Annotated in this window: 28 protein-coding genes and 1 tRNA gene; 6 read left to right on the plus strand and 23 right to left on the minus strand. The window is 70.4% G+C overall.

The annotated features are described in order from the left end of the window. Window positions 1-13: 13 nt before the first annotated feature. The 8 genes from AMYBE_RS0118415 to AMYBE_RS41930 all read right to left on the minus strand — a co-directional run bounded on the left by AMYBE_RS0118415 (window position 14) and on the right by AMYBE_RS41930 (window position 8,213). Window positions 14-1,291 carry an ABC transporter substrate-binding protein gene (locus AMYBE_RS0118415; RefSeq protein ID WP_027927782.1) on the minus strand — a complete coding sequence of 426 codons (1,278 nt, stop codon included), beginning with the start codon at window positions 1,289-1,291 and terminating at the stop codon, window positions 14-16. Next, on the minus strand, window positions 1,288-2,475 hold the full coding sequence (locus AMYBE_RS0118420; protein WP_020660868.1) for a branched-chain amino acid ABC transporter permease: 1,188 nt from the start codon (window positions 2,473-2,475) through the stop codon (window positions 1,288-1,290). The genes AMYBE_RS0118415 and AMYBE_RS0118420 overlap by 4 nt, the downstream gene beginning before the upstream one ends. Next, window positions 2,468-3,358, minus strand: a complete 891-nt coding sequence (locus AMYBE_RS0118425; RefSeq protein WP_020660869.1) for a branched-chain amino acid ABC transporter permease — start codon at window positions 3,356-3,358, stop codon at window positions 2,468-2,470. Before AMYBE_RS0118425 ends, AMYBE_RS0118420 begins: the two co-directional genes overlap by 8 nt. Beyond that, the gene (locus AMYBE_RS0118430) at window positions 3,355-4,200 is read right to left on the minus strand and encodes an ABC transporter ATP-binding protein (protein ID WP_020660870.1); all 846 of its coding nucleotides are present in this window, start codon (window positions 4,198-4,200) and stop codon (window positions 3,355-3,357) included. The genes AMYBE_RS0118425 and AMYBE_RS0118430 overlap by 4 nt, the downstream gene beginning before the upstream one ends. Further along, the gene (locus AMYBE_RS0118435; RefSeq protein WP_027927783.1) at window positions 4,197-4,988 is read right to left on the minus strand and encodes an ABC transporter ATP-binding protein; all 792 of its coding nucleotides are present in this window, start codon (window positions 4,986-4,988) and stop codon (window positions 4,197-4,199) included. The genes AMYBE_RS0118430 and AMYBE_RS0118435 overlap by 4 nt, the downstream gene beginning before the upstream one ends. A 216-nt stretch (window positions 4,989-5,204) precedes the next feature. Continuing rightward, a complete protein-coding gene (locus AMYBE_RS0118440) occupies window positions 5,205-5,834 on the minus strand; it encodes a response regulator (protein ID WP_027927784.1) in 630 nt (209 codons plus the stop codon). Beyond that, on the minus strand, window positions 5,827-6,987 hold the full coding sequence (locus tag AMYBE_RS0118445; RefSeq protein ID WP_020660873.1) for a GAF domain-containing sensor histidine kinase: 1,161 nt from the start codon (window positions 6,985-6,987) through the stop codon (window positions 5,827-5,829). The genes AMYBE_RS0118440 and AMYBE_RS0118445 overlap by 8 nt, the downstream gene beginning before the upstream one ends. A 50-nt stretch (window positions 6,988-7,037) precedes the next feature. Beyond that, entirely contained in the window at window positions 7,038-8,213 is a 1,176-nt protein-coding gene (locus tag AMYBE_RS41930; RefSeq protein ID WP_020660874.1) for an MFS transporter, read from the minus strand. Window positions 8,214-8,415: 202 nt separating this feature from the next. On the opposite strand from AMYBE_RS41930, the gene AMYBE_RS0118455 reads away from it, so the two are divergent. Next, window positions 8,416-8,604, plus strand: a complete 189-nt coding sequence (locus AMYBE_RS0118455; protein ID WP_020660875.1) for a hypothetical protein — start codon at window positions 8,416-8,418, stop codon at window positions 8,602-8,604. A 7-nt stretch (window positions 8,605-8,611) separates the two neighbouring features. Here the strand turns inward: AMYBE_RS0118455 and AMYBE_RS41935 are convergent, their stop codons facing one another. From AMYBE_RS41935 to AMYBE_RS0118470, 3 genes are read right to left on the minus strand one after another with little or no spacing between them, the layout of a single operon-like run. Next, a complete protein-coding gene (locus AMYBE_RS41935; RefSeq protein ID WP_020660876.1) occupies window positions 8,612-9,469 on the minus strand; it encodes a helix-turn-helix domain-containing protein in 858 nt (285 codons plus the stop codon). After that, the gene (locus AMYBE_RS0118465) at window positions 9,466-9,996 is read right to left on the minus strand and encodes a DUF6879 family protein (protein ID WP_020660877.1); all 531 of its coding nucleotides are present in this window, start codon (window positions 9,994-9,996) and stop codon (window positions 9,466-9,468) included. Before AMYBE_RS0118465 ends, AMYBE_RS41935 begins: the two co-directional genes overlap by 4 nt. Next, complete coding sequence (locus AMYBE_RS0118470; protein WP_020660878.1) at window positions 9,993-10,313, minus strand: hypothetical protein; 321 nt, start codon at window positions 10,311-10,313, stop codon at window positions 9,993-9,995. The genes AMYBE_RS0118465 and AMYBE_RS0118470 overlap by 4 nt, the downstream gene beginning before the upstream one ends. A 417-nt stretch (window positions 10,314-10,730) precedes the next feature. Here AMYBE_RS0118470 and AMYBE_RS0118475 point away from each other — a divergent pair, with 417 nt between their 5' ends. The 3 genes from AMYBE_RS0118475 (at window position 10,731) to AMYBE_RS0118485 (ending at window position 12,043) form a co-directional block, all read left to right on the plus strand. Next, on the plus strand, window positions 10,731-10,952 hold the full coding sequence (locus AMYBE_RS0118475; RefSeq protein ID WP_020660879.1) for a hypothetical protein: 222 nt from the start codon (window positions 10,731-10,733) through the stop codon (window positions 10,950-10,952). After that, window positions 10,949-11,149, plus strand: coding sequence for a hypothetical protein (locus tag AMYBE_RS0118480; protein ID WP_020660880.1), 201 nt, complete (start codon window positions 10,949-10,951; stop codon window positions 11,147-11,149). The genes AMYBE_RS0118475 and AMYBE_RS0118480 overlap by 4 nt, the downstream gene beginning before the upstream one ends. Window positions 11,150-11,767: 618 nt before the next feature. Continuing rightward, window positions 11,768-12,043: a helix-turn-helix domain-containing protein gene (locus AMYBE_RS0118485; RefSeq protein ID WP_020660881.1), complete on the plus strand. Its 276-nt coding sequence runs from the start codon at window positions 11,768-11,770 to the stop codon at window positions 12,041-12,043. Between the two features lie 285 nt (window positions 12,044-12,328). On the opposite strand, the gene AMYBE_RS0118490 is transcribed toward AMYBE_RS0118485, so the two are convergent. Then, window positions 12,329-12,401 (minus strand) — tRNA-Asn (locus AMYBE_RS0118490). A gap of 164 nt (window positions 12,402-12,565) precedes the next feature. Between AMYBE_RS0118490 and AMYBE_RS45460 the strand changes: the two genes are divergently transcribed. Then, on the plus strand, window positions 12,566-12,739 hold the full coding sequence (locus AMYBE_RS45460) for a hypothetical protein (protein ID WP_169515249.1): 174 nt from the start codon (window positions 12,566-12,568) through the stop codon (window positions 12,737-12,739). Between the two features lie 165 nt (window positions 12,740-12,904). On the opposite strand, the gene AMYBE_RS0118500 is transcribed toward AMYBE_RS45460, so the two are convergent. The 4 genes from AMYBE_RS0118500 to dnaG are packed head-to-tail and all read right to left on the minus strand — an operon-like array spanning window position 12,905 to window position 16,735. Next, window positions 12,905-13,480: a class I SAM-dependent methyltransferase gene (locus tag AMYBE_RS0118500; protein WP_020660883.1), complete on the minus strand. Its 576-nt coding sequence runs from the start codon at window positions 13,478-13,480 to the stop codon at window positions 12,905-12,907. Next, window positions 13,477-14,244, minus strand: coding sequence for a trans-aconitate 2-methyltransferase (locus AMYBE_RS0118505; RefSeq protein WP_020660884.1), 768 nt, complete (start codon window positions 14,242-14,244; stop codon window positions 13,477-13,479). The genes AMYBE_RS0118500 and AMYBE_RS0118505 overlap by 4 nt, the downstream gene beginning before the upstream one ends. Window positions 14,245-14,295: 51 nt before the next feature. Beyond that, window positions 14,296-14,817 (minus strand): hypothetical protein, encoded by a 522-nt coding sequence (locus tag AMYBE_RS0118510; RefSeq protein ID WP_020660885.1) that lies wholly within the window; start codon window positions 14,815-14,817, stop codon window positions 14,296-14,298. 1 nt (window position 14,818) lies between these two features. Further along, the gene (dnaG, locus tag AMYBE_RS0118515) at window positions 14,819-16,735 is read right to left on the minus strand and encodes a DNA primase (RefSeq protein ID WP_425386906.1); all 1,917 of its coding nucleotides are present in this window, start codon (window positions 16,733-16,735) and stop codon (window positions 14,819-14,821) included. 51 nt (window positions 16,736-16,786) lie between these two features. On the opposite strand from dnaG, the gene AMYBE_RS0118520 reads away from it, so the two are divergent. Continuing rightward, on the plus strand, window positions 16,787-17,728 hold the full coding sequence (locus tag AMYBE_RS0118520) for a sigma-70 family RNA polymerase sigma factor (protein WP_020660887.1): 942 nt from the start codon (window positions 16,787-16,789) through the stop codon (window positions 17,726-17,728). A 64-nt stretch (window positions 17,729-17,792) separates the two neighbouring features. On the opposite strand, the gene AMYBE_RS0118525 is transcribed toward AMYBE_RS0118520, so the two are convergent. The 7 genes from AMYBE_RS0118525 to AMYBE_RS0118555 form a co-directional block, all read right to left on the minus strand. Next, entirely contained in the window at window positions 17,793-18,359 is a 567-nt protein-coding gene (locus tag AMYBE_RS0118525) for a carboxymuconolactone decarboxylase family protein (RefSeq protein WP_020660888.1), read from the minus strand. A 63-nt stretch (window positions 18,360-18,422) separates the two neighbouring features. Beyond that, complete coding sequence (locus AMYBE_RS0118530; RefSeq protein ID WP_051124969.1) at window positions 18,423-20,156, minus strand: hypothetical protein; 1,734 nt, start codon at window positions 20,154-20,156, stop codon at window positions 18,423-18,425. 86 nt (window positions 20,157-20,242) lie between these two features. Continuing rightward, on the minus strand, window positions 20,243-21,316 hold the full coding sequence (locus AMYBE_RS0118535) for a serpin family protein (RefSeq protein ID WP_020660890.1): 1,074 nt from the start codon (window positions 21,314-21,316) through the stop codon (window positions 20,243-20,245). A gap of 230 nt (window positions 21,317-21,546) precedes the next feature. After that, window positions 21,547-22,842: a deoxyguanosinetriphosphate triphosphohydrolase gene (locus tag AMYBE_RS0118540; RefSeq protein ID WP_020660891.1), complete on the minus strand. Its 1,296-nt coding sequence runs from the start codon at window positions 22,840-22,842 to the stop codon at window positions 21,547-21,549. Window positions 22,843-22,872: 30 nt separating this feature from the next. Then, the gene (locus tag AMYBE_RS0118545) at window positions 22,873-23,520 is read right to left on the minus strand and encodes a YdcF family protein (RefSeq protein WP_020660892.1); all 648 of its coding nucleotides are present in this window, start codon (window positions 23,518-23,520) and stop codon (window positions 22,873-22,875) included. A gap of 147 nt (window positions 23,521-23,667) precedes the next feature. Then, window positions 23,668-24,273 carry a response regulator transcription factor gene (locus tag AMYBE_RS0118550; RefSeq protein WP_020660893.1) on the minus strand — a complete coding sequence of 202 codons (606 nt, stop codon included), beginning with the start codon at window positions 24,271-24,273 and terminating at the stop codon, window positions 23,668-23,670. Next, complete coding sequence (locus AMYBE_RS0118555) at window positions 24,270-25,511, minus strand: sensor histidine kinase (RefSeq protein ID WP_020660894.1); 1,242 nt, start codon at window positions 25,509-25,511, stop codon at window positions 24,270-24,272. Before AMYBE_RS0118555 ends, AMYBE_RS0118550 begins: the two co-directional genes overlap by 4 nt. Window positions 25,512-25,531 lie beyond the last annotated feature (20 nt).

Genomic DNA, 25,531 nt, shown 5'->3' on the forward strand with positions numbered 1-25,531 from the left:
AGACCGCACCGGGTCAGCCGCCCTTGCCGTGTTCCGGGGCCACGTAGCTCTTCGCGACGTCGCTGGCCGCCAGCGGGGCGATCACTTTCAGCCCGCCCTGGCTGCCCTTGTCGGCTTGCGCGATGTTCGCCTCGCGGGTCGGCGGATCGCCGGGTTTGCTGTAGTCGAGCGAAGGCAGCAGCCCGCCGGTGTCGACGCTGGTGGTCTGCCGGAATGCCTTCTGCAGACCGTCGCGGGTGAGATCCTTGTTGTCACAGGCTTTCTTGAGAACCGTGGTGTATGCCGCCGCGGCTCCGTAGCCCCAGTCGGCACCGCCGTTCGGGACTTCGTTCGGGTAAGCCTTGGAGTACTCCTGGCGCAGCTTCGTCGCCCCGGCGCTGGTGCCGGAGTAGGGCTCCCACGACGCGGCGAGGTAGAACAGGCTGGCCAGGGCGGGCCCGGCGGCGGTGTCCATCAGCTGCGGGACGAAGGTCGGGTTGTTGCCCATGACCGGCACATTGAGCCCGGTCGAGGCGTCCACGCCGACCACGGACGCGGTCTGCGTCGGCGTCGTGGTCACCAGGATGGCCTTCACGCCCTTGTTCTTCAGCGCGGCGACCTGGCTGCTCATGTCCGTCGCGGTCGCGGTGATCTGCTCCGGGATCACCGTCAGGCCGAGTTTGTCGGCGGCGTACTTGCTGCCCAGCAGCCCGTCCTCGCCGTACTCGCCCTGGATGTAGATGTGGCCGATGGCGTCGCCCTTCGCCAGGCCTTTGTTGCGCATCAGCCAGTCGATGCCGTTGATCATCTCGAGGTCGTAGGTGGTGCCGACGATCATGTTGTTCGGGTTGTCCAGGATGGTCGACGCCCAGGACACCGGAATGGTGAACATCTTGTCGGATTCGACGTTCTGCTTCAAAGCCGCGTTGACCGGCGACCCGAGCAGCTGTTCCATGCCGAGGACCTGGTCTTTCATCCCGGCATAGGCGCCGACCGCGCGCTGCACGTTGTACCCGTGGTCCTGGATGCTCAGCTTGACCTGGCGGCCGCAGATCCCGCCCTGCGCGTTGACATCGTTGAAGTACAGCTGCGCGCCCTGGGTCACGGTCTTGCCGAGCACCGCGAACACGCCGGAGAGGTCGGTGAGCACGCCGAGGGTGATCGTGCTGTCGGTGACCCCGGTACCGGCCTTGACCGAGCCGGAACCGCTGCCGCTGCTGCTGGTGTTCCCCTTGGTGCTGCACCCCGCCGCGACGAGCATCGCCGCGCCGGCGCACAACGCCATCGCCGAACGCCATGCCCTAGTCGTCATATCTGATGTGCCTCCTTGTTCGCGGACTCCGACGAGGTGGATCCAGTCGGGCCGGGCTCGTGATTCGTGCGCGGGTCCGGCGCGGCCGGGCGCACGGTGAACCGGTCGCGCACGGCGACGACCAGTCCGGCGAGTCCTCCTTTCTGCAGCAGCAGCACGAGGATGACCGCGCCGCCGTAGACGTAGTTCGAGAAATCCGCGGGGCCGACGCCGCTCTGCCCCGGCTGGGCGAGGAAGGTCAGGCTGTCCGAGTAGTGCGTGAGGATCAGCGGCAGCGCCGTCACGAACGCCGCTCCGGCGACCGCGCCGCGCACCGAGCCGAGCCCGCCGATGACGATCATCGCGAGGTAGGTGACGGACAGCTGCAGCCCGAAGTAGTCCGGAACCGGCCGCTGGAACGCGAGCGCGATCAGCACGCCGGCCAGCCCGGCGTACATCGACGAGATGACGAAAGCGCCTGCCTTGTACCGGCGGACCGGCACGCCCATGACGGCGGCGGCGATCTCGTTGTCGCGGATCGTCCGCAGCGCCCGCCCGGGCCTGCCGCGCAACAGGTTCTGCGCGAACAGGTAGGCGAGGACCAGCAGGACCAGGCCGAGGTACCACAGCCGCTCGAGCTGGCCGAACGGCACGTTCAGCACGGTCAGCGGCGGATTGTCGTCGGTGAAGCTGAACCCGAAGAGCGAGAAGGGCTGCGCGTTGCGGCCGTAGAAGCCGCCGGTCACGGCCTTCGCGTTCTGCAGCACGTGCTGGCCGAGGAACACCAGCGCGAGCGAGGCCAGTCCGAGGTAGATCCCGCGCAGCCGGCTGGAGATCGGGCTGAACAGCAGGCCGACGACCCCGGCCAGCGCCACCGCGGCGATCATCGCGACCAGCGGCGGCCAGTTCAGCCCGGTCACCGTGATGCCGCCGCCGATGCCGGTCTGGCCGCCGGCCAGATAGGCGTAGCCGTAGGCGCCGATCGCGAGGAAGAACGCGTGCGCCAGCGAGAGCTGCCCGGCCGAACCGGTGATCAGGTTCAGCCCGATGGCGCCGATCGCCGCGGCGAACACGAACAGCCCGAGCTGTTCCCAGAACTGCGACACGTAGAGCGGCAAGGCCAGCAGGAGGATCAGCAGCGCCAGCCAGCCGAGCCGGGGCAGGGCACGCCGGTGCCACGGCCGGGCCGGGACCGGGTCAGACACGAGCGACCTCCCTGGTCCCGAACAGACCGCTCGGCCGCCACAGCAGCACGAGCAGCATGACCACATACGCGCTGACCTCGCTCAACGGCTGGCCGAGGAAGGACAGCTGGCTGTTGTAACCGTCCACAAGGGACTGCACGACGCCGATCAGCACACCGCCGGCCACCGCGCCGCCGGTGGAGTCGAGTCCGCCGACGACCACCGCGGGGAACGCGTTGAGCGCGGTGAGGTTCGACGTGTTGGTCAGCCCCGGGCTCGGCGAGAGGCCGAGAAAAACCCCGGCGAGGGTGGCCAGCCCGCCGGCCACGATCCAGGCGACCGACGCGACCCGGCCGGCCCGGATGCCCATCAGCGCCGCGGCCTCGCCGTCCTCGGCCGTCGCCCGGGTGGCGATCCCCCAGGACGTGAACTTGAACGCCAGGAAGAACACGATCACCAGCACCACCGAGATCGCCACCGCGGCGACCCGGGCCTGCGGCACGACGAACGGGCCGAGGTTCGCGTTCTGGTCGCCCCACGGCGCGCCGAAGGAGAGGACCTGCTGGCCGATGCGCCGGTTCAGCTCGGACGCGAGCACGATGTCGACGCCGATGGTGATGATCGTCAGCGCGGTGGGGTCGACCCGGCCCCGCCCGCGCACCAGGAAGTACTGGATGAGGAACGCGCCCACGGCCCCGGCGGCGATGCCGACCAGCAGCGCGCCGACGAAACCGAGCCGGTCGTGCAACTGCGCCACCAGGTAGGCGCCCAGCAGCAGCATCGAACCCTGCGCGAAGTTGATCACTTCGGTCGCTTTGTAGATGACCACGAAACCCAGCGCGATGAGCGTGTAGATGAAGCCCAGCGACACGCCGTTGATCACGAGTTCGCCGAAGTAGGTCACAGCTGCTCTCCCGGATCGTTGCGGCCGGTGCCCAGATAGGCCCGGATGACGGCGGGATCCTGCTGGACCTGCGCGGGCGGACCGTCAGCGATGCGCTTGCCGAAGTCCAGCACGGTGACGCGGTCGGCGATGCCCATCACCAGGCCCATGTCGTGCTCGACGATGAGCACGGAGATCCCGAGGGTTTCGCGCACGGCGAGGATTTCCTGCGCCATCGCCAGGCTCTCTTCGGCGTCCAGCCCGGCGACCGGCTCGTCGAGCAGCAGCAGGCGCGGTTCGAGGCACAGTGCGCGCGCGAGTTCGACCCGCTTCTGGTCGCCGTAGGGCAGCAGCCCGGCGGGCAGCTCGAGATACCGCTCGATGCCGACGAACGCGGCGATCTCCCGGACCCGTTCCCGGTGCCTGCGCTGTTCCCGGGTGGCCGAGGGCAGGTGCAAGCCGGTCGCGACGAATCCGGCCCTGGTGAGCAGGTGCCGGGCGAGCATGAGGTTCTCGGCGACGGTCTGGCCGGGCGGCAGGGCGATGTTCTGGAACGTCCGGCCGACGCCGAGCCGGGTGATCTCGTGCGGGCGCAGCCCGGTGAGTTCGGCGTCGCCGAACCGGACGCGGCCCGAGGTCGCCCGGTAAACGCCGGTGAGCACGTTGAAGCAGGTGGATTTGCCCGCGCCGTTCGGCCCGATCAACGCGTGGATCGTGCCCGGCTCGACGGCGAAGGACACCGCGTCCAGCGCGCTGATGCCGGCGAACCGGACGGTCAGCGAGTCAGCGGTCAGCTGCGGCGTGGCTTCCGCCGCCTCCGGTGCGGGCCCAGCGGTCGCCGGGCGGCCGGCGGCCGGGCTCATCCCCGGCTCCAGACGTCGAAGCCGCGACGGGCGGTCGCGCTGTTGCGCGCGAACCGGTCCGCGGTGCCGCCGCCGAGGTAGAGCTGCTGGACCTGGTCGCTGCCGCGCAACTCCTCGACCGCTCCGGACAGCGAAACCGAACCCAGTTCGAGCACATAGACCTGCTGGGCGAGTTCGAACGCCATCTCGGCGTTCTGCTCGACCAGCAGGACCGCCGTGCCCTGCCGGTTGATCTGCTCGACGACGTCAGCGATCTTCCCGACCACTCGCGGCGCCAGGCCGAGCGAAGGCTCGTCGAGCAGCAGCAGCCGCGGCGAGGCCATCAGCGCCCGGCCGATGGCGAGCATCTGCTGTTCGCCGCCGGAAAGGAGCCCGGCGCGCTGCCGCCTGCGTTCCGCGAGGATCGGGAAAAGGTCGTAGACGCGCTCGCGCGAGGCCGCTTTGGCCGCCCGGCCGCGCACCCGGATCCCGCCGGCCCGCAGGTTCTCCTCGACAGTGAGCCGGCCGAAGATCCGCCTGCCTTCGGGCACCTGGACGACCCCGCTGGTCACCATCCGGCCGGGGGTGGCGCGGCGCAGTTCGCGGCCGTCCAGCCGGAGCCGTCCGCGCTCGATCGTCGCCTGGTACAGGCCGAGAGTGCCGGACACCGCGCGCAGCAGAGTGCTCTTGCCCGCGCCGTTGCTGCCGAGCACCGCGACGATGCCGCCTTCCGGTACTTCGACGGTTACTCCGCGCAACGCCTGGACCGCGCGGCCGTAGCGGACCGCGAGGTCGTCGACCGCGAGCAGCGGAGTGCTGCCGGCGGGCGGGTGCGACGCGTCTGACGGCAAGACGATCCTCCTCACCTGGGAGTATCCATCCGGAACCATGCCAGCGGACAGCAGCGATCGTCTGTTGCGCGGACCGTCTCCGCTATCTGCAAATGGAGAGTCAAAGTGGCGTGGATCACTAACGAAAGGGAAAACATCACCAATGCGATGACCCTTAGTGAGCACCCGTGGCGCTCAGAGCAACCGGGCCTCGGAGGCTTTCGCGATCGCCTCGACCCGGTTGCGGGCGCCGAGCTTGCCCATCGCGCTCTGCAGATACGTCTTGACCGTGTTGCGGGTGAGGCCGAGTTCAGCGGCGACCTCCGGATTCGTGTGCCCAGTGGCGACCAGCCGCAGCACCTCGTACTCGCGCCGGGTGAGCCCGACCCGCAGCAGCGCCTCCCGCAGCCGGTTGCCGGACGCGGCGTCGACCCGCGGGTCCATGACGGTCTGGCCGCGGTGGGCGTCCTGGATGGCGCTCGCCAGATCAGTGGTCGACACGTCCTTCAGCAGGCACCCGACGACGCCTTCCTCCAGCGCGGCGGGCAGCGCGGCGTGGTCGGCGTAGGCGGTGAAGAGCAGCACCCGGGCGGCCGGGCGCACCGTCCGGAGTTTCCGGATGACCTCGGTGGCGAGCATGTCGGGCAGCCGCAGGTCGAGCAGCACCACGTCCGGGTCCAGCGCGGCCGCCGCCTCGAGTGCCTCGCGTCCGGTGCGCGCCGAGCCGGCCAGCACCACGTTCGGCTGCGAACGCAGCAGGAGCGCGACCCCCTGGGTGACCACCGGGTGGTCGTCGACGACCAGGACCCGGATCGGCTCATTCACGGTCGACCACGGGAATCCGGGCACGGACGGTGATGCCGCCGTCCTCGTTCCCGACCACGGACAGCGTGCCGCCGAGGCGGGCGACGCGCTCGCGGCAGGCGTTCAGGCCCATCCCGCGGGAAGACTCGGCGGGTTGCTCGCCGCCCCAGCCCAGCCCGTCGTCGGCGATGGCGAGGATGATGCCGCCGCCGAAGCACGCCACGCTCACCACCACCGAACTCGCCTTCGCGTGTTTCTCGACGTTCACCATCGCTTCCCGGGTGATCGCGACCAGCGCGGCGTTGCGCCCGGCGTCCAGCTCCGGCAGGTCGGTGAGGGCGACGCAGCGCGCGGCCACCCCGGTGCGATGGGCAAAGGCTTCGCAGTCGCCGCGCAACGTCGCGGTGAGGGCTTGTTTGGGCGAGACGTCGTCCAGCACTGCCAACGATTCGCGGAACACCGCGGCTGTCTCGGCGATTCGCGCTTCGACGCCGCGCAGTTTCGCGATCAGCTCCGGCGCGGCGGTCGCGTCGGACTGCAGGTCGCGTACCTCGGCGCCGATGCCGAACAACAGCGCGCCGACCGAGTCGTGCAGCGCGATCGCGATCCGGCGACGCTCGTTCGCCAGGGTGCTGCGGGTGTGACTGGCGATGCGGTCGGCGAGGTGCAGCGACGCGGCGGCCGGCTCGGCCACCTCTTCCATTCGGGCCACCACGGCGTCCCCCAGGTCGGTTTCCTCCCGGGACGCGCCGTAGACGACGCCGAGCACCTCGTCGTTGCGGATGAGCGGAACCGCCACCATGGCGCCGATCCGCTCGGAGCGGATCACCTCGTCGAATTGGTGGGTGATCCGGGAGGACGCGCAGTAGTCCGGCACCCACATCGGCCGCGTCGTGGCGAGGGTCTTCCCGCCGAGGCCCAGCCCGCGCGGCACTTCGAGGTTGCGCAGCGCGGACCCGGAGGCGCCCGCCCAGCCGCGGATCACCAGCAGGTCGGCCCCCTCCAGCGCGGCCGCGTAGCCGAGGTCGAGGCCGGTGCAGCTGCGGACCCGGTGCGAGGTCGCGCGCAGCAACGCGGCGCGATCGAGCAGCCCGGTGATGTCACCGTGCTCCTCGACGAGCCGGCTCAGCGCTTCGACCTGGCCGAGAATCCCGTCGGTCCCTGCCCGTGCCATGGCAGTACTGTGACACATCCCACATCGTGCGACCATCGCCGAACGGGTGGTCAGCCGCGTGTCGCGGCCAGCCAGCCGGCGACAGCCGCGGCGGCCACCGCGAGCGCCGACAGCGGTGCCAGCAACCGGCTGACCGGTACGAAACTTGTTGCCAGCAAAGGCATCGCGAAACCGGTGTAGGCCCAGGCGTAGAACAGGCCGGTGCAGGCGCCCCGCGTATCGGGCCGGGCAAGTTCGCCGATCAGCCGCAACCCGGCGTAGAGGCACAAGCCCCCGCCCGCGCCGAGCAAAACCCCGCCGGCGAGCACGACCGCGGTGGACTGCGGCGCGGCGGCCGCCGCGGCCGCGCCGTAGCCGAGAGCGCCGAGCGCCGCGCCCGTCGCCCCGCACCATTCCCCCAGCAGCCGGGCGAAAAGCTGCACCAGCGCACCGGTGCCGAGGGTGGCGGCCGCGAGCACGCCAGTGAACCCGACCAGATGCGTCTCCCGCGGCAGTTCGAGCGGCAGCACGGTCACCGCGACGGACGGGAACGCGTACACGCAGACCGCGGTCGGCAGCAAAGCGCGCCGGAAGACCCTCCGTGCGGGTGCCGCGAGGCCGGTCCTCGGAAACAAGCCACGCGCAGGACTGGGGCGGTCGCGCCAAGCGGCCGCGCGCACCGAGAGCGCGGCCAGGACGAGCACCGCGACCACCAGCACGACGTGCACCAAGTAGGGCACGAGCAGCGGACCTGCCGCCGCTTCAGCGAGAAGCCCGGACACGAGCGGCCCGGCGCAGAAGCCGAGATTGAGCGCTAGCGACGCCCTCCGTGCAGCCCAGGTCGAGGGCACCAGGTCCTGCAGCCAAGCGCTGCCCACGCTGAACGCAGCGCCGGAGGCGAGGCCCTGCACGAAGCGAGCCGCGAACAGCATGGGCACAGAGTTCGCTCCAGGCAGGAAGATCAGCGAAGCGACCGCGGCCAGCGCGACCGCGGGCAGCAGCACCCGCAGCCGCCCGTACCGGTCCGACGCCGGTCCGCCAAACAACAACGAGGGAGCGAGTCCGAGCGCGTACACGCCGAAGATCGCGGTGAGCCCACTGGGCGGGATGCCGAGCCTTACCCGGTAAATCAGCAACAGCGGAGTCGAGATGTTGGCACCGAACGCGGCAGCGAACAGCAAAGCCACGGCAGCCAGCCACAACGACGAGCTGGACGTGCGCACAGCCGCGCGAGCCTTCCCGATCACGACTCATCCTGAACCGGCGGCCGCGCGCGGGCTATCTCCGTTCGGGGGTGTCGCACGGCTCGCGCTGTTTCCGCACAGGCGAGGGCTGCCGGGGATCCAGCAGGGTAGGGCTTGCGCACCCTGTGCGCGTCCGCGTCCGCCGGGTTGCGGCCGGCCACTGACGACGACGAGAAGCTCGACCAGCTCGGCTCAAGGATGCGTGATGGGCAAGAAGCCTCGGGGTTGGTGGAATACGAGTCTGCGCGACAAAGCACGAGCGCAGTACCAGGCGGATCAGATCGCGGACGCGACAGCGAAGGCGACCGCGGAGCAGCTGAACGAGGCTTGTCAGCGCGGTTGGCGGGATGGCCGGGAGGCGTTGCTTGAGGAGCAGCGGCAGCCGCGGGCCTGAGTTTCCGCTAGTTCGCCGAGGCGAGATCGCCGAGCACGCGCTGCAGCAGCGTGCGGGCGGCCTCGCCTGCTTTTGCGACCTGCCAGAGCGCGGCGACCAATTCGGTGTAGAGCTTAGCGTCGTCGGAGTCGCGGGTCGCGATCTCTGTGTGGAACGCCTCGACGGTGACCGTCGTGTCGTCGAACAGCCAGAACCCGTGCAGCGGCGGCACCGGCAGCTCCGCGTCGAGCGGCACGATGCCGACGCGCACGGTCTTGAGGTGCGTCAGCGCGATGAGGCGGTCTATCTGCCCGGCACGCACGTCCGCCGGGACGAATCCGCTGCGAAGGCACGATTCGAACAGGATCACCTCGATCGTCTTCGAGGCGTCGTAGATGATCTGCTGCCGTTCCATCCGGGCCGCGACCGCGGCGTCCGTGTCGCCGCCAGCACCGCGGAAGGCGCGGTTCTTCTCGAACACCGCGCGGGCGTAGGCCGGTGTTTGCGCGAGGCCCGGCACGACGGCGGTGTCGACGCACACGATCTTGCTGGCGTCGTGCTCGACCTCGGCGAACGAACGCTGCAGCGACTCGTGGCCGCCTCGGCGCAGGCGGTGCTTCCACGCGGCCTGGTCGAGCCGGATCGCACGCAACTCCCGCAGTAGCTCGACGTGGACGTGTTCGGGCACGCCAAGAGCCCGAGCCCACTGGGTGAGCTCGGGCTCCGTGACGACCTGCTTGCCACGCTCGATCAGCGAGACCTTCATCGGTCCCCACTCCAGCAGCTCGGCAAGCGCCCTGCCCGTGAGTTTCGGCGTGCGGGCGACGCGAATCTGCCTCAGCTGGTCAGCGAACGCCAGCAGACGGGGCGTCGGGTCTTCGGTCACGGGCTCCTCGTCGTCGGTGCGGACTGCTTGTCGTGCGGAACGGCTACCGGCCAAACGATCTCACGCCACTGCCGGTACCGCGCGACCGTAGCGGGGTCGTCGGACAGCTCCGCACCGGCCACGCCGTTGTCGTCGAACTCAAGCACCGCGACGAGCCGGTCGTCGAACAGGTAGAAGTCCTCGCCCGGCGAGCCGAGTTTGCGGGCGTGCTCCTCGCCGATCCACCGGATGTCCTCGCCGGCCCCGACGTTGAGGGGCGTGATCTCGAACATCCACCGCAGGTACTCGGTGGGCGGGTTGGTCATCATCCGCACCCGCTCGAACGTCTTGCCAGCCGCGCGGAACTCGCGGATCTGCTCGAGCCACGGTTCCATGAACGAGTTGTCGGGTCGGCCGTCCCACCACGCCTGTAACGGTTCCCGTTCCTCGGGTTCTCGGTAGGTGCCTTGGCATTCCCACCGCCACGCCGAGGACTCGAAGGTGTGGAACAGAGCGGCGAACTCGGCACCGGGCTTGACCCAGGTCATCGCGTGACGGCCTCGGCGAGCTGCTGCAGCCGCTCCGCCGAGGCGGGGTCGATCACGAACTCGGGCCGGTCTTCGTCAGCGAACGCGATCCGCTGCAGGGCCTCGATGTCGACGAACGGCAACAGGGCGGCCGGGATCTCGACCGCGGACTCATGCGCGGGCATCCCGTCGCCGCGTGAGCGCAGAATCTCGAGCGCGGCCGGGTCGGTGACCGTGGTGCCCTGAACGACGAGCGTTCCGCGGTCGGTGACGAACAACGTCGGACACCCGTTGATGTTGGAACTGGTTCCGGCGAACGCCATGCGCTGATCGGACATCGGAGATCTCTCCCTTGATCGGTTGGGCGTCCATCGTGAGCGGCTGATAGCCGACCATAGCACCGGCATCCGAGTGAAGTATCACGATTTCTCGCAACTAGCGCTTCAAGCTGTACACCCTTTCGAGGGTATCAATAATATTTCATGTGATTTATCTTGCTGAGACGTGTCTGATGCCCCATGCTCGACGCCGTGCGGGGATGGCGGAGAGAACGCGTACTGCAAACGACCGACACCACAGGCCGGCCGGTCCCGGTGACGACCGGGATCACGGTCAACGCCCGGGGCGACGGGGTGGGCGGGCTGGCTGTCGACAACGGTCCGTCCGTGGCGATCGGGCCTGGAGCCCCGCGCCGCGTTGGTCGCGAATCTTCGTTCCTCACTGGCAGATCTGCTCGAACGTCGGGGAGGCGTGCAATGGCCGAGGAAGAGGACCTGCTCGAGGACGAGCGGATCGACGTTGAATGTGTGGAGCCGCTCTCGCCCGAGGACGAGGCTGATCTTGCGGTGATGGCAGAGCGGTTCCACCCCGGCGAGCTGATCCCCCAGGACGTTTGGGAGGCCGCTGACCGCTACGTGAAGCGGAACTACCCGCGGACCGGTTTCACGCCGCCGGGCATGGTGCGGGGTCGGCGATGAGCGCACCGAGCCACGCCGCGCCGCTCGAACTCCTGCACAAGATCCCGTGCCCGTCGGAGGCAAAGAACCGCGCCGAGCCCCGGCAGATCCGGCGGATGACCAAGTCGCAGCGGGTGGGCGCGACCTGCATGTTCTGCGGGACGATCTACCGCAACAACAGCCCGGCGTACCGGTGCGAGCACTGGCACGTCCCCTGATCTCCCGAGCCGTGTCCAGGAGATTCGCGAGCGCCCCAAACTCCGGCCGCCGCGCTTGCTCCCCGACGTGGCGCGGCGGCCGGATTCCACCACCCGTTCGCGGGTGGGCAGGGGTCGGTTCGTCATCTACCCCGATCGGCGGCCGGCCCCTCGCCAGCACGGAACACCCGGTCGCCGCACCTCCCTCGACGAGGCGCGGCGACCGGGCTATCCGGCTGCCCACGTTTCCACGACGGAATGAGGACAGCCAGATGGCGCGCAACACCGCGGGCAAGGGGCCGACGAGCCAGGTGCCAGGCAAGGACCACCGGTCGACCAAGCCCACCGAAAAGAACCCCACCCCTCAGCCCCGGCCAATCCAGCCGCGGCGGCCGGAGCGCTAGGAGAACCCCGTGTCCGACAAGCGGAGTCGTCCGCCACGCCGCGATCGGCGGAGCTGCCTTGCTGGCGGCCAGGAGGGGAAGGTGGCCATCGGATCAGCGGGCAGCCGCCCGCCGAAGCAGCCAACTGGGCCAACCTATCCCGGCGGCGCATTCCGGTCGTACCTGTTCCGGTGGCGTCCGATCGGTCCCCCTGACGACGATGCCTGACAACTCGCGATCCAGTTACGATGACGCCATGCCGATGACCAGGGACAAGCGCGCGCTGGCTTCAGCCATGCTCGCGCAGGCTCCTGACTACCGCTTCTACACCTCAGACCTGCGGCAGGCCACCAGAATGCACAACGCACGCCTGTACCCGCTGCTCGAGGAGTGGCTCGAACGCGGCTGGATCAGCCACGACTACGACCCTTCACCACAGGACACTTCGCGGGACGGATGGACCGCCCGGCCCCAGCCGATGCACTACTACATGCTCACCGAGCGCGGCCGGGAAGCGCTCTCGGCCGACTAGCCAGAGCACCAATCCCCCGCGCACGCAAATGGCCCCCGCGCTCGACCACCGCGAGGTGGGAGCGCGGGGCCTTCCTTGTGGGGTGCGCCGGCTCGGGTTGGCACCACACCTGGCGCAGGGTAGGGGGATTCACCCCGGCGATGACGATGCCGACGAGCAGCCCCCGGACGGCCTCGGCGATCGCGACAGGCTCGGTGACGCCGGATGAGCACGCGTCCATAGTTGGACACCTGAGCCTGCCGCGGCCGAGCATAAAAAAGCCCAGGCCGTTGGCCTGGGCTTTTGCTCCCCCGCTTGGACTCGAACCAAGAACCCTCCGGTTAACAGCCGAATGCTCTGCCAGTTGAGCTACAGGGGATCGTGCTTTGCCGGTCCGGATCTCTCCGGGCTGACAGGAAGAAACTTTAGCCCATCCCGTTTCGGCTTCGCACAGGGGGGTCGGTTTCCGGCTCGGCTGTGCTCGCGGCGATTCTGTTGGACAATGGACAGTCGGAACCCCGGCGAACGAGAGGTGTGGCGGCGATGAAGAAGTTCCTGCTGGGCGTGGGCCTGGGGTATGTGCTGGGCACCAAGGCCGGCCGGGGACGGTACGAGCAGATCGTGCGCGCCTACCGCAAACTCGTCGACCATCCGATGGTCCAGGGGGCCGCCGGGGTGGCGCGGGCCAAGCTGGGCGAGAAGTTCGGCCGCGGCTGAGCCGGGCCAAGCCGCCCACCGGCCCGCACCCAGGGCCGACCTCGACGACCAGGCACCTCGCCGCTCACCCCCAAACCTCGGCACCCGGGCACCTCGCCGCTCACCCCAAACCTCGACAACCGGGCACCCACCCGGGCATCCAGGCGAGCAGCCTGCCCGCCGACCTCACCCAGGCTTCCGCCACACGATCGAATACCGCCGCAGCACGTGGTGCCGGTACCGCAGGCCAGGCAGCACTTCACGGGCCGCGGTGCGGACTTGCCGGTAGCTCAGCCGCGGCGGCGCCACCGGCATGCCTTCCGGGCCGCTCGCCCTGCGCAGCACCTTCGTGATCCGGACGATCGGCGCGGCCGCGATCATCGCCGCCCACTCCCCCGCGCCGGCCTCCCGGGCCAGGCCGACCACCACCAGCACGCCGCCGGGATTGAGCAGGTCCCGCATCCGGGTCAGCGCCGGCACGAAGTCCAGATGGTGGATCGTCGCGACCGAACAGACGAAGTCGTACGTGCCAAGGTCGGCCGTCAGGAAATCGTCTCGCAGGAACGTCACCCCGGGCCAGAATCCGGCCTGGGCGATCATCTCCGGCGATTTGTCGATACCGACCACTTGCGGCACCCGAGAAGCCAGCTTGCGCGCCAGCAGACCGTCGCCGCAGCCGACGTCCAATGCGGACGTGCAGCCGGCTGGCACCGCGCGCAGGATTCCCGGGTGCCGGGCGACGTTGGTGTTCCAGTACGTCATCCGGGGATGCGCGCGACGAAGAAGATCCGCCGGAATTCGAACCAGGTCGTGCCGTCCGCGCGCGGCGGATAAGCCTCGTCCAGCAGCGGTGCCAAGTCGTCCTGGAACTCCGTCCAGTCGGAGTCGCTCAGCGCCGCCCGGATGGGCCGCAGCGCGGTTCCGGTGATCCACTCCAGCACCGCGCGCGGGCCGGAAAGCTGCTGCACGTAGGTGGTTTCCCAGGCATCGACCAGACAGCCGGCGTCCGCGAGCAAGTCGGCGTAGTCGCGTGGCTCGCCGACCGCGTCCTCGTCGCGCAACGTCACCGAGGACAGCCGCGAAGCCCACTTCGGGGCGGCCGCCAGCTGCCTGGAGATCGCGTGCGACGGGGCAGCGAAATTGCCTGGTACCTGCACCGCGAGCACCGCCCCGGCGGGCAGCTCGCCAGCCCAGCGGCGCAGCAGCTTCTCGTGCCCGGGCACCCACTGCAGGACGGCGTTCGAGACGACCACGTCGGTGTCTGGCTTGGGCGTCCAGGTGCGCACGTCGCCGACCTCGGCGGCGATGCCGCGTTCGCGGGCCGCGCCGACCATCTCCGGCGAGCTGTCCAGCGCCTCCAGCGTCGCCTCCGGCCAGCGGCGCGCCAGGTCAAGGGTGAGCGTGCCGGGGCCGCAGCCGAGATCGACCACGCGCCGCGGCGAGGCCGCCGAGACGCGTCCGACCAAGTCGTAGAACGGCCTGCCGCGCAGATCCGCATAGTCCAGGTATTTCGCCGGATCCCACATTCCAGCCTCCCGCCCAGTAACAGTACGTTCGTACTGAGTACGAGCGTACTGCTACCTGTCGCGGTTGGCCAGCTTCTCCGCGACCTCCGCCGCCACCGCCTCGACCAGCGCCGGGTCGGTGCCCGGGTCCGGCCGGACCTGCAGTTCGACGCCGTCGCGACCGGGAACCTTGCGCTGCACGAACCACGCGCCGCCCTCCGGGAACTCGTGCCGGTGCCTGCTACGGACCGAACCGTCGACCCGCAGCCGCACCTGACGCGGCAGCTTCCCGGGCTCCGGCAGCCGGAACCGCTGCGGCTCGCGGTCGGCCAGCACGGCTACCGCGCCGGCCCGGCCGGTCTCCTCCGATTCGATCAGCGTGAACACGCCCTCGCCCCAGCTCGCCTTGCCCACCAGGTGCCAGCCGACCCGCCGGGCGCTCTCGCCGTCCGGGATCCACAGGCCCAGCGAGGTCACCACGAGATGCCCGCCGGACTCGACCGCCGCGACCGCGACCGGTTCCTCGCCCCGGTCCAGCTCGCCGGGAAACCCCGCGGGCAGCCCGCCGCCGAAGAGCCGGCTCAGCAGTCCCATGTCAGTCCCATCCGCTCGCCGCTTGCGCGCGCAGCGATTTCCGGTACTCCTCCAGCGCGACCAGGTCGCCGAACAGCGCCCGGTAATCGTCCGGGGCCTCCACCGGGGAAAGCCGCTGCAGCTTCGACTTGATCTCGCCGATCTGCCGGGCGACGAGATTCTCCTGCACGCCCGCCAGCACGCCGGAGATGTAGCGCGAGTCCACTTCCCCCAAGGCGTGCAACGGTTCCACCGCCAGCTCGCTGAGCACCCGGCGGACCGTCCCTTCCGGACAGTGCGCGGCCGCCGCGTCCAGCAGCGCGGGCCCGGTCAGCCCGGACGCCGCCCCGCCCGCCTTCAGCACGGCCAGGTGCACCGCGATGTACACCGGGTGCGTGAACGCCTCTTCCGGCAGCGAGTCGTACTCCGGACCGGCGATCGCGGGCTGCTGCAGCGCCGCTTTGAGCGCTTCCCGCTGCCCGAGGAACCGCGGATCGTTCGGCGCGGGACGCGGCAGGTCCTGCTTCTCCGGTTCGGGAGCCGGCGTCTCCTGCCGGGCCGCCGGACGGCGCTGCGGCTGCGGTTCGGCCGGCCCGCGCCGGGACGCCGCCCCGGCCGCGCCGCGCACCCGGTTGACCACCTGCGCGACGTCCTGCCAGCCGACCCACCAGGCGAGCTTCGACGCGTACCCGTCGCGGCTGGCCCGGTCCTTGATCGCGGCGACCATCGGCACCGTCTTCTGCAGCGCGGCGACCTGGCCGTCGACCGAGTCCAGGTCGAACTGCTTGAGCATGCTCTTGATCGCGAACTCGAACAGCGGCGTCCGGCGGGCCACCAGGTCGCGCACGGCGGTGTCGCCCTTCGCGATCCGCAGCTCGCACGGGTCCATGCCGTCCGGTGCGACCGCGATGTAGGTCTGCCCGGCGAAGGTCTGGTCGCCCTCGAACGCTTTGAGCGCGGCCTTCTGCCCCGCTTCGTCGCCGTCGAAGGTGAAGATCACTTCGCCGCGGAAGGCGTCGTCGTCCATCATCAGCCGGCGCAGGACCTTCATGTGGTCCTCGCCGAACGCGGTGCCGGACGAAGCGACCGCGGTCGGCACGCCGGCCACGTGCATCGCCATCACGTCGGTGTAGCCCTCGACCACGACCACCTGGTGCCGCTTCGCGATCTCCCGCTTGGCCTGGTCCAGGCCGAACATGACCTGCGACTTCTTGTAGATCTGCGTTTCCGAGGTGTTGAGATACTTCGCGGAGATCCGGTCGTCGTCGAAAAGACGCCGCGCGCCGAAGCCGACCACGTCGTTGCCGACGTCGCGGATCGGCCACACCAGCCGCCGGTGGAACCGGTCCATCGGCCCCCGCTGGCCCTCCTTGGACAAGCCTGACGCGAGCAGTTCCTTGACCTCGAACCCGCGGTTGAGCAGGTGCTTGGTGAGCTTGTCCCAGCCGCCGGGCGCGAAACCGCAGCCGAACTGCTTGGCGGCCGCCGCGTCGAAGCCGCGCTCGGTCAGGAAGTCCCGCGCCGCCCGCGCTTCCTCGGTGCCCAGCTGCTCGACGTAGAACTCGGCGGCGGCGCGGTGCGCCTCGATCAGCCGGGACCGGGTGCCCCGGTCGCGCTGCACCGAAGCGCCGCCGCCCTCGTAGTTCAGCCGGATGCCGACCCGGTCGGCGAGCCGCTCCACCGCCTCCACGAACGACACCAGATCGATCTTCTGGATGAATTTGATGACGTCGCCGCCCTCACCACAGCCAAAGCAGTGGAAGGTGCCGTGAGTGGGGCGCACATTGAACGACGGGGTCTTCTCGTTGTGGAACGGGCAGAGGCCCTTCAGGCTGCCCCCGCCGGCCCGCCGCAGCGCGACGTACTCCCCCACGACCTCGTCGATCCGGTTGCGCTCACGCACCTCCGCGATGTCGCTCTCCCGAATCCGTCCTGCCACGCCGACCACAATAGTTCTCCCTCCCGTCCGGCCGTGCGGCACACTCGGCACATGGGCACACCGACCGCGCTGGAAGACTGGGCAGCCGAGTTCGCCGCGCACCGCCCGCATCTGATCGGGGCCGCCTACCGGCTCACCGGCGGCCGTGCCGACGCCGAGGACGCGGTGCAGGAAGCGTGGCTGCGGCTGTCCGGGCTGGACGACGCGGGCCGGGCCGGGATCCGCGACCTGCGCGGCTGGCTGACCGCGGTGGTCGGCCGGATCTGCCTGGACCGGCTGCGTTCGGCCGCGGTGCGGCGCGAGAAGTACGTGGGCGAATGGCTGCCGGAGCCGATCGTCACCCCGTTCGGTGCACCGGCCAGCGAAGACCCGCTCGAAGCCGCGGTCCGCGACGACGGCCTGCGGATGGCCGCGATGGTGGTCCTCGACCGGCTGACCCCGGAGCAGCGGGTGGCGTTCGTGCTGCACGACGCGTTCTCGGTGCCGTTCGCGGAGATCGCCGAAGCACTCGGCTGCAGCGTGGCCGCCGCCCGTCAGCACGCGTCCCGGGGCCGCCGCGCGGTCGAAGACGCGGATCCGCCCGCGCGGCTCGAGCTGGCCCAGCAGCAGGCCGTGCTGGAGAAATTCGTGATCGCGCTGCTGGCCGGCGACATCCGCGCGGTCACCGAACTGCTGCACCCGGACGTGGTCATGATCGGCGACTCCAACGGCCGTTCGCGCACCAGCCGCCGGATGATCGCCGGCCCGGACAAGGTCGGCCGGTTCGTGCTGGGCGTGCTGGCGAAGTACGCGCCGGGGACGATGGAGAACGGCAGGCCGGTGCTGGTCAACGGCGATCTCGGCCTGTGGCTGCCGCAACTGCCCGCGGTGGAGGGCTACCTCGCCCTCGACGAGCGAGTGCAGACGTTCAGCGTCCGCGACGGCCTCATCGTGGGCGTGTACGACCAGGTCAACCCGGAAAAGCTCGCCCGGATCACCCGCCCGCGGCAGTAGTCCGTGAAGGGAACCTCGAGGGACTCTGAGTACCTCGAGGTTCCCTTCACGGACGGTTCCGGGGTTACGGGATCGGCACCCGGCAGGCGTCGCCCGAGGTGAACCCCTGGTCGACGATCCCGAGCGCGCTGTTCATCCGCGCCCGCGAGTTCTCCAGCCCGATCTGATAGGTCAGCTCGACCACGCCCTGGTCTCCGAATTCCGCCTTCAGCTCGGCGATCTGCTCGTCGGTGACCGTGACCGTGGGGCCCGACATCGCGTCCGCCAGCGCGAGCGCGAGCCGTTCCTGGCGGTTGAACAGCGGCGACGTGGCGTACTCGTCGATGTGCTTGAGCCGTTCGATGTCCAGGCCGTCGTGGCGCTGCAGCATGGTGCCGAAGTCGACGCACCACGAGCAGCCGATCCGGGTCGCGACGCGGTACACCGCGAGCTCGCGCACGCTGGCGGGCAGGTGCTTCGACGCTTTCTCGGCCATCAGCTCGTGCACGACGCTGGTGCGAAACAGCCCGCGATGGTGCGCCACGACGGCCATCGGCTCCGGCACCGCGCCGTACCGTTTGCCGGCGATCCGGTAGAAGAGCTTCAGCACCGGGCCGCCGTCGCTGGCTCGTTTGACCGGGATACGGGGCATGTCGGTCCTCCTTCTGAGTGGTTCGCCCGGAGGAACGGGACAGCCGCGCGGGATGTGACAGCGTCAGCGATGCCCGGTGATCGGGCGCACATCCCAGATCCAGACGCCGTCCACGAACTGCCCGGGTTTGCGCAGCAGGAGGTCGACGGTGGCGCGGTACTCGCCGGAGTGCTCGCGCGGGATCAGCACCAGCACGCTGGCGTTCCAGTAACGCAGGTCGGCGATCGCCTGGTCGCGGTCGGCGTCCGTGACGTCCTGGGTCCGGCCGGAATCGCGGACGCGGTCGAACAGCAGCGAGGTGGGCCGCTGGTACGCGCCGTATCGGCCGCGTTTGTCGTTCGGACCCTGCGGGCCGACGAAGTACCCCTCCGGCATCGCGTACTGGAGACCGGCGTCCATCTGCCAGTGCAGCGGCTCCGACTCTCCCGAACTCGGCAACGGCACCGGGACCACGGTGCCGCCGGGCGCGACGTAGGTCTGCCAGGTGCCGTCGGCGAAGAACGCCGGGGTCGGCGGCCGTTTTTGCACCAGCAGCTGAGTCGGCGCGATCGGCAGCAGCACGGCGGCGACCGCACCGAGCCAGATCAGCCGGACCGGCAGTTTCAGGTCCGCGCGGGAAGCGGCGGCGAACACCCGGTCGGTCGCGATCGCCAGCAGCGCCCCGATCGCGGGCACGCACGCCATCGACAGCCGGGATTCCAGCAACGACTCGAACAGCGGCAACTTCGCGAACAGCGCCCACGGCCCCGGGATGTGGGTGTTCTCGTGCAGCACGGTCATCTCGGAACCGAGCGAAAGCCAAGCCATCAGGAACATCGAGATCGCCAGCGCCCGCGCGACCGCTTCGCGCCAGAGCCACCCCGTGATGACCACCATCAGCACGATCAGCGGCCAGCCGAAGAACGCGTTCTCCTCCGTGCGGTTCAGCGACACCGCGGCCGCTGCCTCCGGCTGACCGGACACCGACTGCGTGGCGAACCGGGTCATCGCGGCGGTGTCGTTGCCGACTTGGCCGTGCTCCAGCCCGAAGTAGCTGTCCGGGCCGAAGAACTGCCACCACAGCGGGAACGCCACGATCACCAGCGTCAGCGCCACCGCGACGGCGCCGCCGGTCAGCACTGGCCGCACCATCGCCTTGACCTCGCCCGGCCGGGACAGGCAGTAGGCGACCGCGAAGATCAGGAAGCCGAGGGCGAAGATCAGCAGCGGCTCTTCGCCGAGGAAGATCTGGTACGCGGTGAGCAGGCCGAGCCAGATCCCGTTGCGCACCGGGCGTTTCCCCTGCGCCAGGTCGATCACCTTGAGCGCGATGAACGGCAGCACGAACCACGCGACGAAGTTCGGGTGCGCGTTCGCGTGCGAGATCATCGGCGGCGCGAAGCCGACGAACGCTCCGCCGATCGCGGCGGAGATCCGGCGCCGCACGAGGTGCCGCGAGAACACCCAGTACCAGGCCGCCGCGCTGCCGGCGAGGCTGCCGGTGAGCGCGATCGCCCAGGTGACGGTGGGCCCGAACAGGATGGTGACCGGGGCCAGCGGGACGCCGACGCCGAGCATGGCCGTGTTGGCCATCATGTTCACGCCGAGCGGGTAGTTCTGCAGGCCGCTGGTGAGCGGGTTTTCCAGGTGCTGAACGGATTTCGCGGTGACCGCGAAGAACCATTCCCACATGTTCTGGTCCGAGGCGCTGTTCCACAGGTAGCCCTGGCCGAGATCGGCCCACAGGCCGCCGAACAGGATCACCGAGAACGCCAGGTACGCGCCGATGATCCCGGCGTCGGCCCAGGACCGGCGCATCCGCGGTCCGGCGACAGCGGCGGCCGGGCCTGGTTCGACTGGCGGCACTTCGGTTTTCGCTTCCGGTTCGGCTTCGGGGAAAACGCTCACGCGGGGCGCACCACCCGGGCGATGAAGTACACCGCGCCGCTTTCGCGGTGCCGCACCAGGAGCAGGAACGGCCGGTCGACGCGCACTTCGAGCGGTTCGCTGTGCATCAGCGCCATCGTCCGCATCTGCATCGCGGTGGCGGCGGCGCCTTCGAGTCCCTCTTCGTCCAGCCGCAGCACGGCCTGGTGCAGGATGCTGTCCACCCAGAGCGGGCGGTCCGGGCTGAGGCCGGTCAGGTCGGCGTCGGGGGTGAACAGCGCGGCCACGCCGAGCCCCTGCAACGCGCGGTCGAGCCCGGCGCGCAGGTCCAGCGAGATCTTCGGCAGGGACAGCTGAATCTTGCGCGGGCTCGGGCTTTCCAAGAGCGTTCGCAACTTCGCGCGGGTGAGCTCCGGTTCCGCGGTCGCGAGGTCGTTGTCCGGCAGCAGGACGGTCGCTTCGATGCCGCCGTCGGCTTGGAGCCGGACGACCTGCCAGTCGCTCTCGTGCGCGTAGCCGACGGATTCGTCCAGGTGCATGGTCGGCACCCGGCGCACGCCGTCGGGCATGTGGAAGTCCGCGTCCTTGGTGGCGTGCTTGGCGAACGGGTGACGCCAGGCAGTCTTGAGGTAGAGCGCGTTGACCAGGCTGGCGCGGGTGAGCGGGTGGATCGCTCCCTCAGGCAGCAGCTCCGGGATCAGTCCCTGAGTGGTCTGCTCCACGTCGGCGTTGATCCGCTGCCGCGCGCCTTCCGGGTCGGTGGCGAAGGGCGCGGTCTCGACCTTGCTGCCGGGCCAGCCGGCCAGCTCGGCGCGGAAGCTCTCGCTGACGGTGATCCGGTCCGAAGCCCAGAGCGTGTTCGCGATCGCGAGCTGGGCCTCCTCTCCCACTTCGGCCGCGGCGTGCAGCAGCTCGCCCTGGTCGGCGCCGAGCACCGCGGCCAGTTCGTCCGCGGTCCGGCCGCGCGCGGCCCGCTGGGCGAGGCTCAGCGCGCTGGCGGCCGAATACGGGGAAAGACACGCATCGGCCCCCGGCGACGCGGTCGCTCCGTGCAGCGCCAGGGCGAAATCGAGGTGGCTGTCCAGTGCCATGCGGCGACGGTACCGGAACGGGTGGTTACCCTGCTCACGGTTCGGGTAGGCGGGCGGTGCCGCGCGGCCGACGGCTCGCAGTTCAGCGGAGCATCGCAGAGCGGGCGAGGCCGCTGCCGCGCTGCCGTTCAGGGAGCGGCGCAGCCCAGCTGTGCTCCGCCGCTCGACTCAACCGGCCGCACGCCACCTTCCGCCCACGCGGCGCCTGCCGCATCAGACCGGCCCGCGGTTCACCTCTCCACAGGCGCGGTCCCGTGCCGCCCCGTGTGCCACCGGTGCCACTCGTGCGCCTGCGCGTCGGTCAGCGACGCGACCTGGTCCACCACCACCCGCAACCGCGCGGCATCGTCCGCCGCTGCCTCCCACGACGGGACCAGCAACGGATCCAGCGCCTCCGGCGCGCGCCGGCACAGCGCCGCCACCAGCTCGGTGATCACCTCGCGCTGCCCGTCCTGCATCGCCAGCCGACGGCGGTCGCTCATCACGTACCGCAGCGCCAGCGCCTTGAGCAGCGCGACCTCGGCCGCGACCTGGTCCGGCACCGCCAGCCGCGCGGAGTACCGGGTGAGCGGGCCCTCGCCATACCCCGCGCGGGTGCCGGTGACCGCCGCCGAGGCGAACCGGCCGACCAGTTCGCTGGTGAGCCGTTTCAACGCGACCTGCGCGCGCAGCGACCCGTCCGGCTCGGTGGACACCAGACCGGCGACCACCGGCAGGTCCAGCAGTTCCTTCGCCGCCCCCTCCAAAGTGGACGCGGTCAGCGTGGAGAAATGCCGGGCAGCGGCCTCGGCGACCGCGGCGCGTTCCTCGGCATCGGCCAGCACGCGCAACCGGATCCGGCCGGCCAGCACGCCGTCCTCGACGTCGTGCACCGAGTACGCCACGTCGTCGGCCCAGTCCATGATCTGCGCTTCCAGACACCGGCGCAGGCCCGGCGCGCCCTCGCGGATCCAGCCGAACACCGCCGAGTCGTCGGGGTACACGCCGTACTTCGGCTCGCCGGACCGCCGCGGCCACGGATATTTCGTCGTAGCGTCCAGGCAGGCCCGGGTGAGATTGAGCCCGGCGGTCGCGCCGTCCTCGCCGACGGCCTTGGGTTCGAGCCGGGTGAGGATGCGCAGCGTCTGCGCGTTGCCCTCGAACCCGCCGCACGCCTGAGCGACCTGGTCCAGCGCGCGCTCGCCGTTGTGCCCGAACGGCGGGTGGCCGATGTCGTGCGCCAGCCCGGCGGTGTCCACCAGATCGGGGTCCGCGCCCAGCTCCTCGGCGATGCCGCGGCCGATCTGCGCGACCTCCAGCGAATGCGTGAGCCGGGTCCGCGGCGCGCCGCTGACCTCCGCGCCCTCGCCCGGCCCGACCACCTGGGTTTTGCCGGCCAGCCGGCGCAGCGCGGCCGAATGCAGCACGCGCGCCCGGTCGCGGGCGAACGCGCTGCGCCCGTCCGGGCGCGCGCCGGACAGTGCCGCGCCCTTGGGTTCCTCGGCCAGCACGCGGGCGCGGTCGTGCTCGCGGTAGCCGTCACTCACCCCGCCAGCTTAGGCGGGAAGTCCGACAATTCAGCCCATCGTCGTGCCGAACAGGTCGTCCGCCGGCGACTTCGTGAGCTCGTAGAACAGCAGCGCGCCGGTTTCCCGGAAGATGTAGCGCACCTGCGTCGCCCGTTCCTGCACGATCGGCCCGCTGTGCGTCGGCGCGGTCCAGGCTTCCATTCCGAGGTCCTGGGCCATGGTCCGGGACCGGTAGGAATGCCACGGATCGCTCACCAGCACGACCGAACGCCAGCCGTGCGCTTTCACCTGATCGGCGACAGCGCGGAGGCTGCGCAGCGTGTCGTTGCCCTCGCCGACCGGCAACGTCGCCGACTCCGGCACGCCGTGCCTGGTCAGCCACCGTGCGCCGGCCTGCGCCTCGGTGAAGTTGTCCGCGGCCTTCTTGCCGCCGGCGGTGATGACAGTCTTCGCGACACCGTCGGCGAACAGTTGACGCGCCTTCTCCAGCCGGGCGGTGAAGATCTCGGACGGCTTGCCGTTGTACTGCGCGGCGCCGAGCACGACGATCGCGTCGGCGGGCGTGCGGTCGTTGCCGCGCGCGACCTCCCACACGCGGAACGCGGTCCCGCCAACGACGGCGACGAGCATCAGGACCGCGCCGAAAACGATCCGGCGCACCCAGTTTCCGGCGGTAGGCCCGGTCCAGGAATCCATGGCGGCCATCCTGGCAGAGGCGGGCTGCCCTCGGCCGGGTTGGGTGCGACTGCCCGGCTGGGGGGGTCGCCTTGATCGTCCGTGAAGGGCCCCTTGAGGGAACGCAAGTCCCTCAAGGGGCCCTTCACGGACGTTCGCTCACCACAGCTAAAGCCAGCCGCGTTCCTCGGACAGGCGGACCGCCTCCGCGCGAGTCCGCGCCCCGGTCTTGCCGATCGCCGAGGACAGGTGGTTGCGGACCGTTCCGTCCGACAGGAACAGGCCCTTCGCGATGTCCGCCACCGTGCTGCCGTCCTTGGCCGCGCTCAGCACGTCGCGCTCCCGTGCCGTCAGCGGGCTCGTCCCGGTCGCGAGTGATTCCGCGGCCAGCGCCGGATCCACCACCCGCAGTCCACTGTGGACCCGCCGGACGGCTTCGACGAGCTGTTCCGGCGGCGCGTCCTTCACCACGAATCCGGCCGCGCCCGCCGCCATCGCCCGCGCCAGGTAGCCCGGGCGGCCGAAGGTGGTGCAGATGATCACCCGGCAGGACGGCAGCGCGGTCTTCAGCTCGGCCGCCGCGGTCAGCCCGTCGATGCCGGGCATCTGCACATCCAGCAGCGCGACGTCCGGCTGCACCTGCTTCGCCGCGGGCACCACCTCGTCGCCGGCGCCGACCTGCGCCACCACCTCGATGTCGGCCTCCAGGCCCAGCACGGTGGCGAGCGCGCCGCGCACCATCGCCTGGTCGTCGGCCAGCAGCACCCGGATCACGCAAGTCCTCCCGCGGGTTCGGCGCGCACCGCGACGGCGGCGCCGTCCGGTCTCGGCTCCGGGACCTCCGCCCGGACCACCCATCCTCCCCCTGGCCGCGACCGGGTGGCCAAGGTGCCCCCGACCGCGGCCATTCGCTCGGACAAGCCGCGCAGACCGTTGCCCGGCACCACTTCCCCCGCCGCGCAGCCGTTGTCCTCGATCTCCATCCAGCCGCTGCCCAGTCGGACTTGCACTCGCTTCGCGCCGGAGTGCCGCAGCACGTTCGTGATCGCTTCTCGCAGCACGTACCCGAACGTGCTCTGCAGTTCGGCGCGCACGTTGTCCACCGCGTGCGGCAGTTCCGCTTCGATCTCCGCCGCGCGCAGCGCCGCCCGCGCCCCGGCGATCTCGGCGGGCAGCGATACCTCGCGGTACTCCGTCACCGTCGCCCGCACGTCGGACAGCGCGGATCGGGTGAGCCCCTCGATCTCCCGGATCTCCTGCACCGCCCGGTCGATGTCGCCGGAGCTCTCCAGCACGCGCCGCGCGACACCGGACTTCACGGTGATCGTGGTGAGGCTGTGCCCGAGCAGGTCGTGCAGATCGCGGGCGACGCGTTCGCGTTCGCTGGCGACCGCGAGCGCCCCGATCTCCTTGTTCGCCAGTTCCAGCCTGCGGACCGCGCGGATCAGGTTGGCCATGAAGAACATCGCCAACGTCACCGACGCGACCGTGACCAGGTCGCCGAAGGTGCCGTTCATCCGGTCCGAGACGTAGAGGACCAGCAGCACCACGGCGAATCCCGTGACGTTGAAGATGACCGCCCAGGCCGCCGGGAGCAGGAACGCGATCGTCGCGGTGGCGTAGAGCAGGACGAACGGGCTCGCGCCGAGCAGCGCGACCGAGACCAGCCCGAGCGCCAGCATCACCGCGCCGAACCAGAGCTTCGTCCGCCGCGTCTTGCTGAACGTCGCCGGGAACACGAGGTAGCCGGCCCCGTAGAGACACAGTGCCGCGCAGGTGGCGATCCGCAGCCCCACCGGCCCGTCCCCCTCGACCAGGTTCTTGAACGCCGGGATGAGGAAGGGCAGCAGGAACGCCACGCCGAAGATCGGCCAGCCGATCTTGTTGGGGCCGCGTTTCGAGGCCGGTGCCGGGTCGTCCCACCAGGACTGCCGGTTGTTCAACGCGAAGGCGGGCGAGCGGGCCGGCCCGGTCGCGGACCGGCCGGTCGCCTCACGGCCGAGGGGCCACACGTCTGTCGTTCCCTTCCGCC

This window comes from Amycolatopsis benzoatilytica AK 16/65 (genome assembly GCF_000383915.1).
GTDB classification, from domain to species: domain Bacteria; phylum Actinomycetota; class Actinomycetes; order Mycobacteriales; family Pseudonocardiaceae; genus Amycolatopsis; species Amycolatopsis benzoatilytica.

Excerpts from the sequence above, each read along its gene's own strand:
- AMYBE_RS0118415 (WP_027927782.1), bottom strand. The coding sequence starts at position 1,291 with ATGACGACTAGGGCATGGCGTTCGGCGATGGCGTTGTGCGCCGGCGCG.
- AMYBE_RS0118430 (WP_020660870.1), bottom strand. The coding sequence starts at position 4,200 with ATGAGCCCGGCCGCCGGCCGCCCGGCGACCGCTGGGCCCGCACCGGAG.
- AMYBE_RS0118445 (WP_020660873.1), bottom strand. The coding sequence starts at position 6,987 with ATGGCACGGGCAGGGACCGACGGGATTCTCGGCCAGGTCGAAGCGCTG.
- AMYBE_RS0118455 (WP_020660875.1), top strand. The coding sequence starts at position 8,416 with ATGGGCAAGAAGCCTCGGGGTTGGTGGAATACGAGTCTGCGCGACAAA.
- AMYBE_RS0118465 (WP_020660877.1), bottom strand. The coding sequence starts at position 9,996 with ATGACCTGGGTCAAGCCCGGTGCCGAGTTCGCCGCTCTGTTCCACACC.
- AMYBE_RS0118470 (WP_020660878.1), bottom strand. The coding sequence starts at position 10,313 with ATGTCCGATCAGCGCATGGCGTTCGCCGGAACCAGTTCCAACATCAAC.
- AMYBE_RS0118475 (WP_020660879.1), top strand. The coding sequence starts at position 10,731 with ATGGCCGAGGAAGAGGACCTGCTCGAGGACGAGCGGATCGACGTTGAA.
- AMYBE_RS0118480 (WP_020660880.1), top strand. The coding sequence starts at position 10,949 with ATGAGCGCACCGAGCCACGCCGCGCCGCTCGAACTCCTGCACAAGATC.
- AMYBE_RS0118485 (WP_020660881.1), top strand. The coding sequence starts at position 11,768 with ATGCCGATGACCAGGGACAAGCGCGCGCTGGCTTCAGCCATGCTCGCG.
- AMYBE_RS45460 (WP_169515249.1), top strand. The coding sequence starts at position 12,566 with ATGAAGAAGTTCCTGCTGGGCGTGGGCCTGGGGTATGTGCTGGGCACC.
- AMYBE_RS0118500 (WP_020660883.1), bottom strand. The coding sequence starts at position 13,480 with ATGACGTACTGGAACACCAACGTCGCCCGGCACCCGGGAATCCTGCGC.
- AMYBE_RS0118505 (WP_020660884.1), bottom strand. The coding sequence starts at position 14,244 with ATGTGGGATCCGGCGAAATACCTGGACTATGCGGATCTGCGCGGCAGG.
- AMYBE_RS0118510 (WP_020660885.1), bottom strand. The coding sequence starts at position 14,817 with ATGGGACTGCTGAGCCGGCTCTTCGGCGGCGGGCTGCCCGCGGGGTTT.
- AMYBE_RS0118520 (WP_020660887.1), top strand. The coding sequence starts at position 16,787 with ATGGGCACACCGACCGCGCTGGAAGACTGGGCAGCCGAGTTCGCCGCG.
- AMYBE_RS0118525 (WP_020660888.1), bottom strand. The coding sequence starts at position 18,359 with ATGCCCCGTATCCCGGTCAAACGAGCCAGCGACGGCGGCCCGGTGCTG.
- AMYBE_RS0118530 (WP_051124969.1), bottom strand. The coding sequence starts at position 20,156 with ATGCGCCGGTCCTGGGCCGACGCCGGGATCATCGGCGCGTACCTGGCG.
- AMYBE_RS0118535 (WP_020660890.1), bottom strand. The coding sequence starts at position 21,316 with ATGGCACTGGACAGCCACCTCGATTTCGCCCTGGCGCTGCACGGAGCG.
- AMYBE_RS0118545 (WP_020660892.1), bottom strand. The coding sequence starts at position 23,520 with ATGGATTCCTGGACCGGGCCTACCGCCGGAAACTGGGTGCGCCGGATC.